The organism is Streptomyces sp. NPDC001843 (genome assembly GCF_042891955.1).
Taxonomy (GTDB): domain Bacteria; phylum Actinomycetota; class Actinomycetes; order Streptomycetales; family Streptomycetaceae; genus Streptomyces.
In genome coordinates, this window is the sequence record NZ_JBIATQ010000016.1 from 91,182 (window position 1) to 106,918 (window position 15,737).

At 71.1% G+C, this 15,737-nt stretch carries 13 protein-coding genes, 1 pseudogene and 1 riboswitch; of the genes and pseudogenes, 6 read left to right on the forward strand and 8 right to left on the reverse strand.

The window, feature by feature from the left end; all coding sequences use genetic code 11:
* Positions 1-10 precede the first annotated feature (10 nt).
* A riboswitch (TPP riboswitch) is annotated at positions 11-118 on the forward strand.
* A 70-nt stretch (positions 119-188) separates the two neighbouring features.
* The 3 genes and pseudogenes from ACFYZQ_RS33150 to ACFYZQ_RS33160 form a co-directional block, all read left to right on the forward strand.
* Positions 189-1,271, forward strand: a complete 1,083-nt coding sequence (locus ACFYZQ_RS33150; protein WP_389155869.1) for a thiamine ABC transporter substrate binding subunit — start codon at positions 189-191, stop codon at positions 1,269-1,271.
* 44 nt (positions 1,272-1,315) lie between these two features.
* Positions 1,316-2,917, forward strand: a complete 1,602-nt coding sequence (locus tag ACFYZQ_RS33155) for an ABC transporter permease (RefSeq protein ID WP_389155872.1) — start codon at positions 1,316-1,318, stop codon at positions 2,915-2,917.
* Positions 2,917-3,936 (forward strand): annotated as a pseudogene (locus tag ACFYZQ_RS33160) (ABC transporter ATP-binding protein); the annotation flags it as partial. The gene ACFYZQ_RS33155 and the pseudogene ACFYZQ_RS33160, both read left to right, overlap by 1 nt.
* Before the next feature lie 79 nt (positions 3,937-4,015).
* On the opposite strand, the gene ACFYZQ_RS33165 reads toward ACFYZQ_RS33160, so the two are convergent.
* The 7 genes from ACFYZQ_RS33165 to ACFYZQ_RS33195 all read right to left on the reverse strand — a co-directional run bounded on the left by ACFYZQ_RS33165 (position 4,016) and on the right by ACFYZQ_RS33195 (position 10,762).
* Positions 4,016-4,753, reverse strand: a complete 738-nt coding sequence (locus tag ACFYZQ_RS33165) for an LAETG motif-containing sortase-dependent surface protein (protein ID WP_389155875.1) — start codon at positions 4,751-4,753, stop codon at positions 4,016-4,018.
* 172 nt (positions 4,754-4,925) lie between these two features.
* Positions 4,926-6,050, reverse strand: coding sequence for an LOG family protein (locus tag ACFYZQ_RS33170; protein WP_389155878.1), 1,125 nt, complete (start codon positions 6,048-6,050; stop codon positions 4,926-4,928).
* A gap of 49 nt (positions 6,051-6,099) precedes the next feature.
* A complete protein-coding gene (locus tag ACFYZQ_RS33175; protein ID WP_389155881.1) occupies positions 6,100-6,507 on the reverse strand; it encodes a VOC family protein in 408 nt (135 codons plus the stop codon).
* A 99-nt stretch (positions 6,508-6,606) separates the two neighbouring features.
* Entirely contained in the window at positions 6,607-7,965 is a 1,359-nt protein-coding gene (locus ACFYZQ_RS33180; RefSeq protein WP_389155885.1) for a hypothetical protein, read from the reverse strand.
* Positions 7,947-8,687 carry an ABC transporter ATP-binding protein gene (locus ACFYZQ_RS33185; RefSeq protein ID WP_389155888.1) on the reverse strand — a complete coding sequence of 247 codons (741 nt, stop codon included), beginning with the start codon at positions 8,685-8,687 and terminating at the stop codon, positions 7,947-7,949. Before ACFYZQ_RS33185 ends, ACFYZQ_RS33180 begins: the two co-directional genes overlap by 19 nt.
* 192 nt (positions 8,688-8,879) lie before the next feature.
* On the reverse strand, positions 8,880-10,262 hold the full coding sequence (locus ACFYZQ_RS33190; RefSeq protein ID WP_389155890.1) for an aspartate aminotransferase family protein: 1,383 nt from the start codon (positions 10,260-10,262) through the stop codon (positions 8,880-8,882).
* On the reverse strand, positions 10,247-10,762 hold the full coding sequence (locus tag ACFYZQ_RS33195) for an Lrp/AsnC family transcriptional regulator (RefSeq protein WP_389155893.1): 516 nt from the start codon (positions 10,760-10,762) through the stop codon (positions 10,247-10,249). The genes ACFYZQ_RS33190 and ACFYZQ_RS33195 overlap by 16 nt, the downstream gene beginning before the upstream one ends.
* 164 nt (positions 10,763-10,926) lie before the next feature.
* Between ACFYZQ_RS33195 and ACFYZQ_RS33200 the strand changes: the two genes are divergently transcribed.
* Positions 10,927-12,366, forward strand: a complete 1,440-nt coding sequence (locus ACFYZQ_RS33200) for a gamma-aminobutyraldehyde dehydrogenase (RefSeq protein ID WP_389155896.1) — start codon at positions 10,927-10,929, stop codon at positions 12,364-12,366.
* Between the two features lie 54 nt (positions 12,367-12,420).
* Here the strand turns inward: ACFYZQ_RS33200 and ACFYZQ_RS33205 are convergent, their stop codons facing one another.
* The gene (locus ACFYZQ_RS33205; RefSeq protein WP_389155899.1) at positions 12,421-13,425 is read right to left on the reverse strand and encodes an aldo/keto reductase; all 1,005 of its coding nucleotides are present in this window, start codon (positions 13,423-13,425) and stop codon (positions 12,421-12,423) included.
* A gap of 143 nt (positions 13,426-13,568) precedes the next feature.
* Here ACFYZQ_RS33205 and ACFYZQ_RS33210 point away from each other — a divergent pair, with 143 nt between their 5' ends.
* Complete coding sequence (locus ACFYZQ_RS33210; protein WP_389155902.1) at positions 13,569-14,417, forward strand: helix-turn-helix domain-containing protein; 849 nt, start codon at positions 13,569-13,571, stop codon at positions 14,415-14,417.
* 83 nt (positions 14,418-14,500) lie between these two features.
* The gene (locus tag ACFYZQ_RS33215; protein WP_389155904.1) at positions 14,501-15,682 is read left to right on the forward strand and encodes a spermidine/putrescine ABC transporter substrate-binding protein; all 1,182 of its coding nucleotides are present in this window, start codon (positions 14,501-14,503) and stop codon (positions 15,680-15,682) included.
* The last annotated feature ends 55 nt before the right edge of the window (positions 15,683-15,737 follow it).

The window sequence follows — 15,737 nt, forward strand, 5'->3', positions numbered from 1 at the left end:
TCACATCTTCATATTCCGACAGGGGAGCGCCACAGCGCTGAGAGTGCGGCAGACGGGCCGCAGACCCTCTGAACCTCGCCCAGGTCATTCTGGGTAGGAAGTTCGGTCACCCACTCAAGCTGTTGTGCCCTGCCCGGACGTTCCGGGCGGGGCAGCGTTCTTCCTGGCCAACCCCAGGAGGACATCCAGTGCACCACAAGACGTTCGTGGCCGCGGCCGTCGGGCTCGGCCTCGTCGGGCTGTCCGCTCTGACGGGGTGCGGGGCGTCCGGCACCAAGGGGTCGACGGACTCCAAGACCGTCACCCTCGTCAGCCACGACTCGTGGGCCGTGTCCAAGAGCGTGCTCGCGGACTTCGAGAAGAAGTCCGGGTACAAGGTCAAGGTCCTCAAGAGCGGCGACGCCGGCCAGGCCGTCAACAAGGCCATCCTCACCAAGGACAACCCGCAGGGAGACGTCCTCTTCGGCGTTGACAACACCCTGCTCTCACGGGCCCTCGACAACGGGCTGTTCCAGTCCTACCGGGCCAAGGGCCTGGACACGGTGGGCGCCGGATATCAGCTCGACAAGGGCAAGGACCGGGTCACGCCGGTCGACTACGGCGACATCTGCGTCAACTACGACAAGGCGTACTTCGCCCGGCACAAGCTGGCCCCGCCCCGGTCCTTCGCCGACCTGGCCAAGCCCGAGTACAAGAACCTCCTCGTCACCGAGAACGCCGCCACCTCCTCACCCGGCCTCGGGTTCCTGCTCGGCAGCGCCGCGCAGTTCGGCGACCAGGGCTGGCCGGACTACTGGAAGAAGCTCAAGGCCAACGGCGTCAAGGTCGTCGACGGCTGGGAGCAGGCCTACTACCAGGAGTTCTCCGGCTCCTCCGAAGGGAAGAAGGCCGGCGGCGACAGGCCGCTCGTCGTGTCGTACGCCTCCTCCCCGCCCGCCGAGGTGATCTACGCCAAGAAGCGGCCCAGCACCGCCCCGACCGGTGTGTCGACGGGCACCTGCTTCCGGCAGATCGAGTTCGCGGGGCTGCTGAGCAACGCGAAGAACACCAAGGGCGGCAAGGCGTTCATCGACTTCCTGCTCTCCAAGGAATTCCAGCAGGACATGCCGCTGAACATGTTCGTCTACCCGGTCGTCAGGGGCGCCGCCGTGCCCGCCGAGTTCACCAAGTACGGACCGGCCGCCGCCGATCCGGAGACCATGGCCCCCGGCAAGATCTCCGCCAACCGTGACCAGTGGGTCAAGTCGTGGACGTCACTCGTACTGCGGTAACACCGCGCAGGGGCGCGCGCGGGAACGCGGTGCGGCTCGGCCTCATGGCCGTGCCCGTCGCGTTCTTCGCCGTGTTCTTCGCCTGGCCCGTGGCCGCGATCGTCGCGCGCGGGCTGAAAGTGGACGGCGCCTGGCGGTTCGGGCGGATCGCGGACGTGGTCACCCAGCCCGACATCCGCCATGTGCTGTGGTTCACCGTCTGGCAGGCGCTCGCCTCCACCGCGCTCACCCTGCTGCTCGCGCTGCCCGCCGCCTACGTCTTCGCCCGTCTCGACTTCCCCGGCAGGCAGGTGCTGCGGGCCGTGGTCACGGTGCCGTTCGTGCTGCCGACCGTCGTGGCCGGAGCCGCCTTCCTGGCGCTCGTCGGACACGGCGGGCTGCTCGACGACCTGTGGGGCGTACGGCTGGACACCACCGTGTGGGCGATCCTGCTGGCGCACGTCTTCTTCAACTACGCCGTCGTCGTGCGCACGGTCGGCGGGCTGTGGGCGCAACTCGACCCACGGCAGGAGGAGGCCGCCCGGATGCTCGGCGCGTCGCCGCTGCGGGCCTGGCGGAAGGTCACGCTTCCCGCGCTCGGGCCCGCCGTGGCCGCGGCCGCGCTGATGGTGTTCCTGTTCACCTTCACCTCCTTCGGCGTGGTGCAGATCCTCGGCGGGCCCACCTACTCCACCGTCGAGGTCGAGATCTACCGGCAGACCTCCGAGATCTTCGACCTGTCCACGGCCGCGGTTCTGACGATGGTGCAGTTCGTGGCGGTGGGCGCGATCCTCGCCGTGCACGCCTGGACGGTACGGCGCCGGGAGACCGCCCTGCGCCTGGTGGACGCCTCGGTGACGGCACGCACGCCGCGCGGGGTCGGCCAGTGGGCGCTGCTGGCCGGTGTCCTGGTCACCGTCGCCCTGCTCCTCGTCCTGCCGCTCGCCGTGCTCGTACGGCGCTCCCTCGACGCTCCCGGCCTCGGTTACTACCGGGCGCTGACCGACTCCGACGGCGGGACCTTCCTGGTGGCGCCGCTGAACGCCGTGTGGACCTCGCTGGAGTACGCCGCCGCCGCCACCGCCATCGCCCTGGCCGTCGGCTCCCTCGCCGCCGCCGCGCTGGCCCGCCGGGACGCGGGGCGGATCGTGCGGGGCTTCGACGCGCTGCTGATGCTGCCGCTGGGCGTGTCCGCCGTGACCGTCGGCTTCGGTTTCCTCATCGCGCTGGACAAGCCGCCGCTGGATCTGCGCCAGTCCTGGATCCTGGTTCCGCTCGCGCAGGCGCTGGTCGGCGCGCCCTTCGTCGTACGGACCATGCTGCCCGTGCTGCGGGCCGTGGACGGGCGGCTGCGGGAGGCGGCGGCCGTGCTCGGGGCTTCTCCCTGGCGGGTGTGGCGGGAGGTCGACCTGCCGATGGTGCGGCGGGCGCTGCTGATCGCGGCCGGGTTCGCCTTCGCGGTGTCGCTCGGGGAGTTCGGGGCGACCGTGTTCATCGCGCGGCCCGACAATCCGACGCTGCCCGTCGCGGTGGCGCGGCTGCTGTCCCGGCCCGGAGATCTCAACTACGGGCAGGCGATGGCCCTTTCCACGATTCTGATGCTGGTGTGCGCGACGGCCCTGCTGGTCCTGGAGCGGCTGCGCACGGACCGGACGGGGGAGTTCTGATGCTGCTGAGCCTCGATGCCGCGACCGTGCGCTTCGGCGGGCGGGCCGTGCTCGACACGGTCGGCCTGGACGTCGCGGAGCACGAGATCGTGTGCGTGCTCGGGCCCAGCGGCAGCGGGAAGTCGACGCTGCTGAGGGCGGTCGCCGGGCTGCAACCCCTCGACTCGGGGCGGGTGTTGCTCGACGGACGTGACCAGAGCGGGGTGCCCGCGCACCGGCGCGGGGTGGGGCTGATGTTCCAGGACCACCAGCTCTTCCCGCAGCGGGACGTGGGCGGCAACGTGGCCTTCGGGCTCCGGATGCACGGGACCGCGAAGGCGCAACAGGACACGCGGGTGCGGGAGTTGCTGGACCTGGTAGGTCTGCCGGGCGCGGCCCGCCGGGCCGTCGCCGGGCTGTCCGGCGGTGAACAGCAGCGTGTCGCACTCGCCCGTGCGCTCGCGCCACGGCCCCGGCTGCTGATGCTGGACGAGCCGCTCGGGCAGCTCGACCGCTCGTTGAGGGAGCGGCTGGTGGTGGAACTGAGGGAACTGTTCGGCCGGTTGGGGACCACCGTGCTCGCCGTGACGCACGACCAGGGGGAGGCGTTCGCACTGGCCGACCGGGTGGTGGTGATGCGGGACGGGCGGATCGCCCAGTCGGGTACGCCCCTTCAGGTGTGGCAGCGGCCGGCCGACGAGTTTGTGGCCCGCTTCCTCGGCTTCGACAACGTGACGGGCGCGACGGTCGCCGGGGAGGCCGCGGACACCCCGTGGGGCAAGCTGCCGGTGCCGCAAGGAGCGCCGCAGGGGGCCCGTACGGTGCTGGTCCGGCCCGCCGGTGTCCGGCTCGTCCCGGCCGGCGAGGGCCTGCGCTGTACGGTGACCGCCCGTACGTTCAAGGGCACCCATGTCGCCGTCCATCTCCAGCCGGACGGCGCCCCGCGCCTGGAGGCGGCGTGTGCGCTGAGGGACGCGCCGGAGGTCGGCGGCGCGGTCGGTGTGGAGTTCGACGCGGCCGAGATCGTCGTACTGGACGGGGAACCGCCTGCGGACGAACGCCGGTGGCCCGCCCCCGGAACAGCGGGACGGGCCACGAAGGCGGACCGGAACTGAGAGGTCAGCGGCCGCTGTGCGAGCCGCGACGGCGCATGCCGTAGAAGACCGCGCCACCGCCGACGACGACCAGGGCGGCCGCGACGCCGGCGATCAGGCCGGTGTTGGAGCTCGCACCGGTCTCGGCGAGGTTCGACTCGCCGACCGCCGGGGACGGCGCGTTGTCCGAGGTGCCCGCCGGGGCGGCGTCGGCGCTCTCGGACGCCGACGCCGACGCCGAGACCGACGCCGTGGCCGAGGGGCTCGCGGACTTGGCCGGGGCGGGGGCGTCGGCGGAAGCCGACGCCGATGCCGACGCGGTCTCCGTCTCGGTCGCGGTCGGCTTCTCGGACTCCTCGGTCTTGCAGGCCGTGGAGGGGGTGGTCAGGTTGGGCGTGATGTCCTTGTCCACCTTGTTGCCGGCCTTGACGTGGACGCGGTACGTCGCGTTCGGCTTCCAGTCCTCCGTGAACGTGAGCTTGGTGCCCACGGCGGAGCCCTTGACCTCCGTCGGCTTGCCGACCTTCTTCACGTCGGCGCCGTTGTTCTCCAGGAACACGGTGATGACGGCCGGGGTGCCGCCGGCGTCCTTGTCCGTGACGACGATGACGCCGTTGCTGCCGTCGCAGGTGGCCTCGGCGGAGAAGTCACTGATGTCGCAGGCGAGCGCGGTGCCCGCGACACCCAGCGCCAGAGCGGCGGTTGCGGAGGCGACACCCAGGACGCGCACGGAACGGCGAGAGCTGCGGCGAGTTTTGGACACGTTTGTCCTTTACAGATTGCATAGCTGCGGGGGGCTGGGCGGGAGATGGCGCGACGACGGCATTGTGAGCGATCGTCAGCATCATCAACCCCTAGAGGCTCACAGGTTTATAAGCGCTCCATAAGTAGTGTCAACGCATCAGCATTCTACACGCGTTGGCTTTGCCCGCTTATTAACCGGCGAGACGTTTCAACGCCTCCGGAGCCTCCTCGATCCGGTCAACAAGGGCGATTCGGGACTCCATCGGCCGGCCCTGTCCGAGCGCCCGCAACAGGGGCCACACCGGTAGCCGCTCCGTCCAGTGCGTCCGGTCCACGAGCACCATCGGCGTGGGCTCGCCCCGCGACTCGTAGTAGTTCGGGGTCGCGTTGTCGAAGACCTCCTGTACGGTCCCGGCGGCGCCCGGCAGGAACACCACACCCGCGTTGGAGCGGGCCAGCAGGCCGTCCTCGCGGGTGGCGTTGGCGAAGTACTTGGCGATGTGCGCGGCGAAGGCGTTCGGCGGCTCGTGACCGTAGAACCAGGTCGGGACGCCCACCGACGCGCCACCCTCCGGCCAGCGGTCGCGGACCTCGAAGGCGGCGTGCGCCCAGTCGGTCACGGACGGCCGGAACGAGGGCGCCTTGGCGAGGAGTTGGAGCGCCTCCTTGAGCATCCCGTCGTCGAACGGGGCGGCGTACGCACCGAGGTTGGCCGCCTCCATCGCCCCCGGCCCACCACCGGTGGCCACCGTGAACCCGGCCCGCGCCAGCTCCCGGCCCAGGCGGGCCGCACCGGCGTAGGCTTCAGTGCCGCGCGCCATCGCGTGGCCGCCCATCACGCCCACCACCCGCTCTCCGGCGAGGAGTTCGTCCAGCGCGTCGGAGACGGCGTCATCGTGGATCGCGCGCAGCATGGACGAGTAGACGTCCCCGTCGGCCTTCGTCCGCTGGAACCAGGCGTACGCCTGGGCGTCCGGTGTCGCCTCGTACCCCTCGTCGAGTGCCTCGAACAGCTCGTCGGAGGTGTAGACGAAACCCCGGTACGGGTCGAAGGGCAGGCCGGGGACGGGCGGGAACACCAACGCCCCGGCAGCACGCACGCGGGCGGCCGCTTCGGGGCGCATCGGGCAGCCGAGGAAGACGGCGCCCGAGGCGTCCAAGCGGAGCAACTCACTTGTACGGTCGGTCAGGTCGACGGCCTGCACACGGAACCGGGCGAGCGTGCCGTGCTCGGCGACCACCTCGTCGAACTCGGCGAGGGACTCTATCTCGTGGTCGTGGGCGGCACGGTGGGGCTGGGCGGGTGTCGGATGCACCCGCCCATGCTGGCACAACCGCCCGCGCCCGACTCCGGGTCCGCCGGTCTCAGCCCTGGACCGCCGCCGGGTCCATCCACATGATTTCCCAGGTGTGTCCGTCGAGGTCGTCGAAGGCACGGCCGTACATGAAGCCGTGGTCCTGGGTCCGGCCGGTGTCGGTGCCGCCCGCCGCCACCGCCCTGTCCACCAGTTCGTCGACCTTCTCGCGGCTCTCGGCGCTCAGACACACCAGCACCTCGCTGGTCTTCGTCGCGTCGGCGATCTCCTTGTCGGTGAAGGTCGCGTAGAACGGCTTGGTGAGCAGCATCGCCACGATGGTGTCGCTGATCACGACGGAGGCCGCGTTCTCGTCGCTGAACTGCGGGTTGAGCGAGTAACCCAGCTCCGTGAAGAACTTCTTCGAGGCGTCGAGGTCGTTCACGGGCAGGTTCACGAAGATCATCTGCTGGTACATGCCGGGTCTCCCGTCGGGGTGCGGTGCTCGTTACGGGGATGTGGACCGGCGGCCGGCGCGGAACTCATCGGCGGTCGCGGAATTTTTTTCTCAGCTTGATCAGCGCGCCAGGGGAAGCGCGGCGAGACCGGCCACCGCCAGGGTGAGCGGGCCGAACAGGGCGAGCAGTGCGCTCGCGCGCAGGGCCGCGGCGGCGCGCAGCACCGTGGCGCGGGCACCGAGCCGGAGCAGCGCGGCGGTGGTGTCGGCGCGGGACTCCCTGGCCTCCACGGCCGCCATGAGAAGCGTGGCCACCGTGCAGCCGGCCACCAGGAGGGTCCCGAGGCGCGTCAGCGGACCGAAGGACGCCGCGCCGCGGTCGTACCGTGCCGTCATCGCGTACACGCCGGACACGACGGCGCAGACGACGCCGAGAGGGCGGCCGATACGGGCGGCCTCCGCCATCAGACCGCGGCCGGCGAGCAGCCTGAGCGCGCCGGGGCGGACCGCCTGCAGCAGACGGCCGCACAGGTGGGTGAGGCCGGGGGCGGCGAGCAGGAGGCCCAGGGCGGTGAGGGTCCAGCCGGCGAGTACCGCCGCGGGGCCCTCCGGGAGGGTGGCGGTGGAAGGGGCGGCGTAGGACTCCACCGCGAGGCCTGCGGCCAGCACGGCGATGCCCCAGGGGAGGCCGCCGGGGGCTTCGCGGGGCGGTGCAGCGCGGCCGGGGGCGTCGGGGTCCGGCGCCTCGGTCACCTCGTCCGGGGACTGACGTGCGCCGTCGGCCACGGCAGGGCCACCGGTCGCGCGACCCGGCGCCGGCGGGGCGCCTCCCCCACTCCCGGCTTCGCTCGAGCGGGGGGACCCCCATCGCCCACCCTCCCCACCGCCCCGGGCGGCACGACTGCCCGCAGCTACGGCAGCTACGGCAGCTACGGCGGTAGCCGTGGGCGAGGACACCCGGACACGGGCGTCCCGGGGCCGCAACACCAGCGCCACCGTCGCCGACGCGGTGACCGGGGCCAGGGCCAGCAGGGTGAGGGCGGCCGGAACGGGCAGGGGCCGTCCGGTGGCGAGGAAGGCGGCGGCGCCGTCGAAGGGCGTGCCGGGCAGGTCACCGCGCAGGTGCAGGAAGAGCACGAGCGCCGTCGTCGAGCCGAGTGTGCAGGACAGGGCTGTGGTCAGGGCGGATTCGGCCATCAGCCGGGCCGGCCCGAGGCCCAGCGCCGACAGGCCGGTCCGGGGTCTGGTGCCGGGGTCCGCGCGGGCGACGGCCACCGCGAGCTGGACGGTGGCCGCCAGCGGCAGCGCGCACCAGCCCAGGCGGAGGAGGAGGGAGGCGGGCGGCGCGTCCGGGTGGCCCAGGGCGTAGCCGAGGGTGCACAGCAGGAGGAACCCCGTGCCCGCGGCGGCCGCCGCCACCAGGAGACGCCGTAGCTGGACGGCGGGATGGGTGAGCCGGGTCAGACGGAGAGCGAGCACGAGGCCCGGCCTTCCGCCTCGGGGGCCTCCGGCAGATGCACGGTGTTGACGCGCCGTCCGTCCAGCAGCGTCACCGTGCGGTCGGCGAGGGCCGCGGTCTCGGCTTCGTGGGTGGCCAGTACCACCGTGATGCCGTGCGAGCGGGCCGCGGTGGTCAGCGTCCTGAGCACGTGCCCGCGATCGGCGCGGTGCAGGGGAGCCGTCGGCTCGTCGGCGAAGAGGACGGTCGGCGCGGGGGCCAGCGCGCGGGCGATCGAGACGCGCTGGCGTTCGGCCTGCACCAGCTCGTGCGGACGCTTGCGGGACTTGTCGCCGACGTCCAGGCGCTCCAGCCACTCCTGCGCGGCCGCCTTGGCCCGGCGGCGGCCGGTGCCGCGCAGCATGAGGGGGAGGGCGGTGTTCTCCCAGACGGTCAGCTCGGGGATCAGCGCGGGTGCCGGGTCGATCCAGCAGAAGCGGTCCCGGCGCAGCCGCTCGCGGCGCAGGGGGCCCATGGTGTGCACCGGCACGCTGTTGAACCAGACCTCCCCGGCCTGCGCCCGCAGCTCGCCGGAGAGGCAGCGCAGCAGGGTCGTCTTGCCGCTGCCGCGCGGACCGCTGACGGCGAGGATCTCGCCCTCCCGCACGCCGACCGAGACACCGGCCAGCGCCGGAGAGCCGTCGGGGTGCGCGTACTGCAGGGAGCGTGCCCAGAGCACGTCGTTGTCCGGCGGGGCCTCCATGGGCGTACACCTCGGTTCTGATCCTCGATTCCCGTGCCAAGTCCCTCGTACGGGGGAACGAAGGCGGGGACGATCGGTCACTCGGCACGCTAGGCAGTGCACCGGGGGAGGCCGGACAGCACACGGCCCCGGGCCGCCCTTTCTCACTCGAACGGGCGGCCCGGGGCCGTAGTTGATCACACTGTCAGCCGATCACAGCTTGGTCCACGCCTCCGTGAGGGTCGCGCGCAGTATCTGCTCGATCTCGTCGAACGTCCCCTGGTCGGAGATCAGCGGCGGGGCGAGCTGGACGACGGGGTCGCCGCGGTCGTCGGCACGGCAGTACAGGCCGTTGTCGTACAGCGCCTTGGAGAGGAAGCCGTACAGGACGCGCTCGGTCTCCTCCTCGTCGAAGGACTCCTTGGTGTTCTTGTCCTTCACCAGCTCGATGCCGTAGAAGAAGCCGTTGCCGCGGACGTCGCCGACGATCGGCAGGTCGTGCAGCTTCTGCAGCGTCCCGAGGAACGCGGCCTCGTTGTCCAGCACGTGCCGGTTGAGGTTCTCCCGCTCGAACAGGTCGAGGTTGGCGAGGCCCACCGCGGCCGACACCGGGTGGCCGCCGAAGGTGTAGCCGTGCAGGAAGGTGTTGTCGCCCTTGTAGAACGGCTCGGCGAGGCGGTCGGAGACGATGCAGGCGCCTATCGGGGAGTAGCCCGAGGTCATGCCCTTGGCGCAGGTGATCATGTCCGGCACGTAGCCGAACTTGTCGCAGGCGAACATGGTGCCCAGCCGGCCGAAGGCGCAGATGACCTCGTCGGAGACGAGCAGCACGTCGTACCGGTCGCAGATCTCGCGGACCCGCTGGAAGTAGCCGGGTGGCGGCGGGAAGCAGCCGCCCGCGTTCTGCACCGGCTCCAGGAAGACCGCGGCGACCGTGTCCGGGCCCTCGAACAGGATCTGCTGCTCGATCTGGTCGGCGGCCCAGCGGCCGAAGGCCTCCGGGTCGTCGCCGAAGATCGGGGCGCGGTAGATGTTGGTGTTCGGGACCTTGTGCGCGCCCGGCACCAGCGGCTCGAACGGAGCCTTCAGGGCGGGCAGGCCGGTGATCGACAGGGCGCCCTGCGGGGTGCCGTGGTAGGCGACCGCGCGGGAGATGACCTTGTGCTTGGTGGGCTTGCCGACCAGCTTGAAGTACTGCTTGGCGAGCTTCCAGGCGGTCTCGACCGCCTCACCGCCGCCGGTGGTGAAGAAGACCTTGTTCAGGTCGCCGGGCGCGTAGTCCGCGAGCCGCTCCGCCAGCTCCACGGCCTTGGGGTGGGCGTAGGACCACACCGGGAAGAACGCCAGTTCCTGCGCCTGCTTGAAGGCGGTCTCGGCGAGCTCCGTGCGGCCGTGACCGGCCTGGACCACGAACAGACCCGCGAGACCGTCGAGGTAGCGCTTGCCCTTGTCGTCGTAGATGTAGGTGCCCTCGCCGCGCACGATCGTGGGGACGGGGGAGTTCTCGTACGAGGACATGCGGGTGAAGTGCATCCACAGGTGGTCGTACGCGGTTCGGCTGAGGTCCTTCTGGCTCACGGTTATCGGGTTCCCCACATGTAGGTCTGCTTCTTGAGCTTGAGATAGACGAAGCTCTCGGTGGAGCGCACGCCGGGCAGGGCCCGGATGCGTTTGCTGATGACGTCCAGCAGGTGGTCGTCGTCCTCGCAGACGATCTCGGCGAGGACGTCGAACGAACCCGCCGTCATCACCACGTACTCGACCTCCGACATGTCGGACAGCGCGTCGGCCACGGCCTCGACATCGCCCTCGACGTTGATCCCGACCATCGCCTGCCGGCGGAAGCCCACGGTGAGCGGGTCCGTGACGGCGACGATCTGCATCACGCCCTGGTCGAGCAGCTTCTGGACGCGCTGGCGCACAGCCGCCTCGGACAGGCCCACGGCCTTGCCGATCGCGGCGTACGGCCGGCGGCCGTCCTCCTGGAGCTGCTCGATGATGGCGAGGGAGACGGCATCCAGCTGGGGGCTGCCGTTCCTGGACTCGCGGGAGTCCCTCTGGTCTGCGCTTCGACTGGCCACGAGCTCACTCTGCACGACGTCTCGACAGTTCCGCAAGGCTAGATCGATGAAATTCGTTGTTTACGTGCCTGAAGCCTGCGGATTCCGCACTCAAGGCGCGACCGGGGGTGTTGAAAACGTCGGCACTCGGATTAGTGTGGGTGTCTCAGTCAATGGACACCCCACTTGGAGGGCCGGCAGTGAGCACCGAGCTGCGTCGTCTGCGCAACTACATCGACGGTGAGTTCCGGGACGCCGCCGACGGACGGACCACCGAGGTGGTCAACCCGGCGACGGGCGAGGCGTACGCGACCGCGCCGCTGTCCGGGCAGGCCGACGTCGACGCCGCGATGTCCGCGGCCGCCGCCGCCTTCCCGGGCTGGCGGGACACGACCCCGGCGGAGCGGCAGAAGGCCCTGCTGAAGATCGCGGACGCGTTCGAGGAGCGCGCCGAGGAACTGATCGCGGCCGAGGTGGAGAACACGGGCAAGCCGGTCGGGCTGACCCGCTCCGAGGAGATCCCGCCGATGGTCGACCAGATCCGCTTCTTCGCGGGCGCGGCGCGGATGCTCGAGGGCCGCTCGGCCGGTGAGTACATGGAGGGGCTGACCTCGATCGTCCGCCGCGAGCCGGTCGGCGTCTGCGCCCAGGTCGCGCCGTGGAACTACCCGATGATGATGGCGGTGTGGAAGTTCGCCCCGGCGATCGCCGCGGGCAACACGGTCGTGCTGAAGCCCTCGGACACCACGCCGGCTTCCACCGTCCTGATCGCCGACATCATCGGCTCCATCCTCCCCAAGGGCGTCTTCAACGTCATCACCGGCGACCGCGACACCGGCCGCCTGATGGTCGAGCACCCGGTCCCCGCGATGGCCTCGATCACCGGTTCCGTCCGCGCGGGCATGTCGGTCGCCGAGTCCGCCTCCAAGGACCTCAAGCGCGTCCACCTGGAACTGGGCGGCAAGGCCCCGGTCGTCGTCTTCGAGGACACCGACATCCCGAAGGCCGTCGAGGACATCTCGGTCGCGGGCTTCTTCAACGCCGGCCAGGACTGTACGGCCGCCACGCGCGTCCTGGTCCAGGAGTCCATCCACGACGAGTTCGTGGCCGCGCTCGCGAAGGCGGCGGCGGAGACGAAGACGGGGCAGCCGGACGACGAGGACGTCCTCTACGGCCCCCTGAACAACCCCAACCAGCTCAAGCAGGTCTCCGGCTTCATCGAGCGCCTCCCCGCCCACGCCAAGGTCGAGACCGGCGGCCACCAGGTCGGCGACAAGGGCTACTTCTACGCCCCGACCGTCGTCTCCGGCCTGAAGCAGGACGACGAGATCATCCAGAAGGAGGTCTTCGGCCCCGTCATCACCGTCCAGTCCTTCTCGGACGAGGAGCAGGCGGTCGAGTGGGCCAACGGCGTCGAGTACGCCCTCGCCTCCTCGGTGTGGACCAAGGACCACGGCCGCGCCATGCGGATGTCCAAGAAGCTCGACTTCGGCTGCGTGTGGATCAACACCCACATCCCGCTGGTCGCCGAGATGCCCCACGGCGGCTTCAAGAAGTCCGGCTACGGCAAGGACCTGTCGGCGTACGGCTTCGACGACTACACGCGGATCAAGCACGTCATGACGTCGCTGGACGGCTGAAGCACCGAGCCCGCGGCCCCGGACGGTGGACAGCCCGTCCGGGGCCGCGGCCCGTCAGCGTCCCGCCACGAACCGGACTTCCTCGTCGGTGAGGTGAAGTCCGGCCGCCCGTACCCAGTCCGCCGTCTGCTCCGGCCGCCTGGCCCCTGCGATGGCGCCGGTGACTCCCCGCCGCGCCAGCACCCAGGCGATGGCCACCGCGCCCGTGGTGGTGCCGTGCGCTTCGGCGACCGTGCGGACGCGGTCCACCGTACGGAGGTTGGCGTCCAGGTGGGTCGTGAAGTCCGGGTGCGTGCGGCGCCAGTCGGCCGGGTCGAGCGAGGCGATCCGTTCCCGGGTGAAGGTGCCGGTGAGCAGGCCGGAGTGGAGGGGCTGGTAGACGATCACGCCGGTGCCGTGGTCGGCGGCCCAGTCGATCTCCGGCTCCGCGGAGCGGTTGAGGAGGGACAGCGGGGGCTGGACGGCGTCGACCGGCGCGATGGCCCGGGCGGTCTCCAGCAGCTCGGGACCGTGGTTGGACAGGCCGATCGCGCGCACCTTGCCCTCGGTCTTCAGATCGGCCATCACCTGCCAGTACTCCTCCAGCGGGGTGGCCTGCCCGGCCGCCGTGCCGCCGTCGCCGTTCCAGTCGAGGGGCGCGCCGGTGTCCGGCCAGTGCACCTGGTAGAGGTCGATGGCCTCGACGCCGAGCCGGCGCAGCGAGTCCTCGACCTCCCGTCGCACACTGTCCGGCCGCATGATCCGGCTCGGCGCGGCCGCCGGATTCTCCGGGTCCCAGACCAGGCCCACCTTGGTGAACACGTACGGCCGGTCGGCCTCGGGCAGTGCGGCCAGCGCCTTGCCGACCACCTCCTCGGAGTGCCCGAGCCCGTAGACGGCAGCCGTGTCGATCCAGTTGACGCCCAGCTCGACGGCGCGGTGCACGGTCGCGATCGACCGTTCGTCGTCCTGCGCACCCCACGTGAAGCGCCAGCCGTCGCCGCCGAACGCCCAGGCGCCGAGTCCGATCGCGGAGATGGACAGTCCGGAGGAGCCGAGGGGGCGGAGGGGGAGAGTCATCGTCGTACGTCCTTTTCATGATGGGGTCGTCCGGTGGACGGCAACGACTCTGCGCCCGGGGCGTCCGGGCTCGACAGGCAGGCTTTATAGGGGGGAAAGACTTGGCCACCCTCCTCGCCCGTCCGCTCCGGGATACTCGGGGCATGACATCAGTGGGCGAAAGGCGCACCGAACTCAGCCAGTTCCTGCGGTCCCGGCGGGCCCGGCTCACACCGGCCGACGTGGGCCTGACCGCGTACGGGCCCCGGCGGGTGCCGGGGCTGCGGCGCGAGGAGCTGGCGCAGCTGGCCGGCGTGAGCGTCGAGTACTACGTCCGCCTGGAACAGGGCCGCAATCCGCATGTCTCGGACGGCGTGCTCGAGGCGGTGGGGCGGGCGCTGCGGCTGGACGTGGCGGAACTGGGCCATCTGCGCAACCTCGCCCGCCCCGACCGGGCCCGCCCCGGCGCCGCTCCCGCCTCCGACGCGGTACGACCCTCCCTGCGCCGCCTGGTCGACGCGCAACCCGGGCCCGCCTACGTCTGCGGTCACCTCACACAGGTGCTCGCCTGGAACCCGCTCGCGGCCGCCGCCTTCGGCGATTTCGGTGAACTCCCGTCCGAGCAGCGGACGTTCGCCCATCTCGTCTTCCTGGACCCGGACTACCGCGCCCTGTTCGCCGAGAGCTGGCAGGCGAAGGCGGAGGCGACGGTGGCGTTCCTGCGGGTGAGTGTCGGCCGCTACCAGGACGACCCGGCGCTGGCCTCGCTGATCGGCACCCTCGCGATGAGGAGCGAGCAGTTCGGAGCGCTGTGGGCGCGGCAGGACGTCCGGGACAAGGGCCCCGGCCGCTACACCCTCAGCCACCCGCTCGTCGGCCCTCTCGCCCTCGACTTCGAGGTTCTGCACATCCCCGAGCACGGTCAGGTCCTGGTCAGCTATCTGCCCGCGCCGGATTCGGGAGCCGACGAGGCGCTGGGCCTGGTGGCGAGCTGGGGCCTCACCGCGCGCTGATCGACAGGGTGTCGGGCCCGTCCGGGTCCCTCCGGCCGCAGCGTCGGTTGTCTGCGCACAGGGCCGGGCGGCATGCTGCCGGGATGCCTGCTTCCGGTCTGCCCTCCCGCCGCTCCGTCCTGCACGCGCTCGGCGGCACCGCCGCCCTCGGCGCCCTCGCCGGGTGCGGGGTGCCCGCCGCGTACGTCGCGCCCGGGGACCGCGCGGCCCCCGACTCCTCCGTCACCGACAAACGGCTGACCTGGGCGAACTGGCCGCTGTACATCGACACCGACGACGACGACCCGGGCAAGCGGCCGACGCTGGAGGCGTTCGAGAAGCGCACCGGCATCTCCGTCGACTACGTCGAGGAGATCAACGACAACGACGAGTTCTTCGGCAAGATCAGCCCCGCGCTGATGAACCACCAGTCCACGGGCCGCGACCTCATCGTCATCAGCGACTGGATGTGCGCACGCTTCGTACGCCTGGGCTGGGTCCAGGAGATGGACCGCGCCCACCAGCCGAACGTGGCCAGGCACCTCGACCCCCTCCTGCGCTCGCCCGCCTTCGACCCGGGACGGAAGTTCACCGTGCCGTGGCAGTCCGGCATCACCGGGATCGCGTACAACCGCCGCAAGCTGGGCCGCGAGCTACGGCACGTGAAGGACCTCTGGGCGAGCGACCTCAAGGGCCGCGTGACCCTGCTCTCCGGTCTGGACGAGGCGTTCGCGCTGCTGATGCAGGGCAACGGAGTGGACGTCACCAAGTGGACCGCCGACGACTTCCACACCGTCTGCGACCAGGTCGAACGGGAGGTCCGCCGGGGCCAGATCCGCCGCTTCACCGGCAACGACTACACCAAGGACCTCGTCAGCGGCGACGTCCTCGCCTGTCAGGCGTACTCCGGCGACGTCATCCAACTGCAGGCGGACAACCCCGACATCCGCTTCGTCGTCCCCGAGGAGGGCGCCGAACTCTGGTCGGACTCCCTGATGATCCCCGACCGCGCCCACCACAAGGCCAACGCCGAGCGGCTCGTCGACTACTACTACGCCCCCGAGGTCGCCGCCGAACTCGCCGCCTGGGTCAACTACGTCTGCCCGGTCCTGGCCGCCAAGGAGGTCCTGGCCACGTCCAAGGACAAGGACACGGCCGCCCTCGCCGACAACCCCCTGATCTTCCCCGACGCGACGATGCGTGAACGGCTGGCCATCGCGCGGGACATCACCTCCACGGAACGGCTGGAGTTCGCGAAGCGGTGGAACGGGATCGTGGGGTTGTAGCCCTCGACCGAAGCCGGCGTGACTCCGGTTGGCCGCGCTGCCGCGGACGGTCCTC

Coding starts and splice junctions, on each gene's coding strand:
- ACFYZQ_RS33155 (WP_389155872.1), top strand. CDS start 1,316: ATGGCCGTGCCCGTCGCGTTCTTCGCCGTGTTCTTCGCCTGGCCCGTG.
- ACFYZQ_RS33175 (WP_389155881.1), bottom strand. CDS start 6,507: ATGTACCAGCAGATGATCTTCGTGAACCTGCCCGTGAACGACCTCGAC.
- ACFYZQ_RS33185 (WP_389155888.1), bottom strand. CDS start 8,687: ATGGAGGCCCCGCCGGACAACGACGTGCTCTGGGCACGCTCCCTGCAG.
- ACFYZQ_RS33205 (WP_389155899.1), bottom strand. CDS start 13,425: ATGACTCTCCCCCTCCGCCCCCTCGGCTCCTCCGGACTGTCCATCTCC.
- ACFYZQ_RS33210 (WP_389155902.1), top strand. CDS start 13,569: ATGACATCAGTGGGCGAAAGGCGCACCGAACTCAGCCAGTTCCTGCGG.
- ACFYZQ_RS33215 (WP_389155904.1), top strand. CDS start 14,501: ATGCCTGCTTCCGGTCTGCCCTCCCGCCGCTCCGTCCTGCACGCGCTC.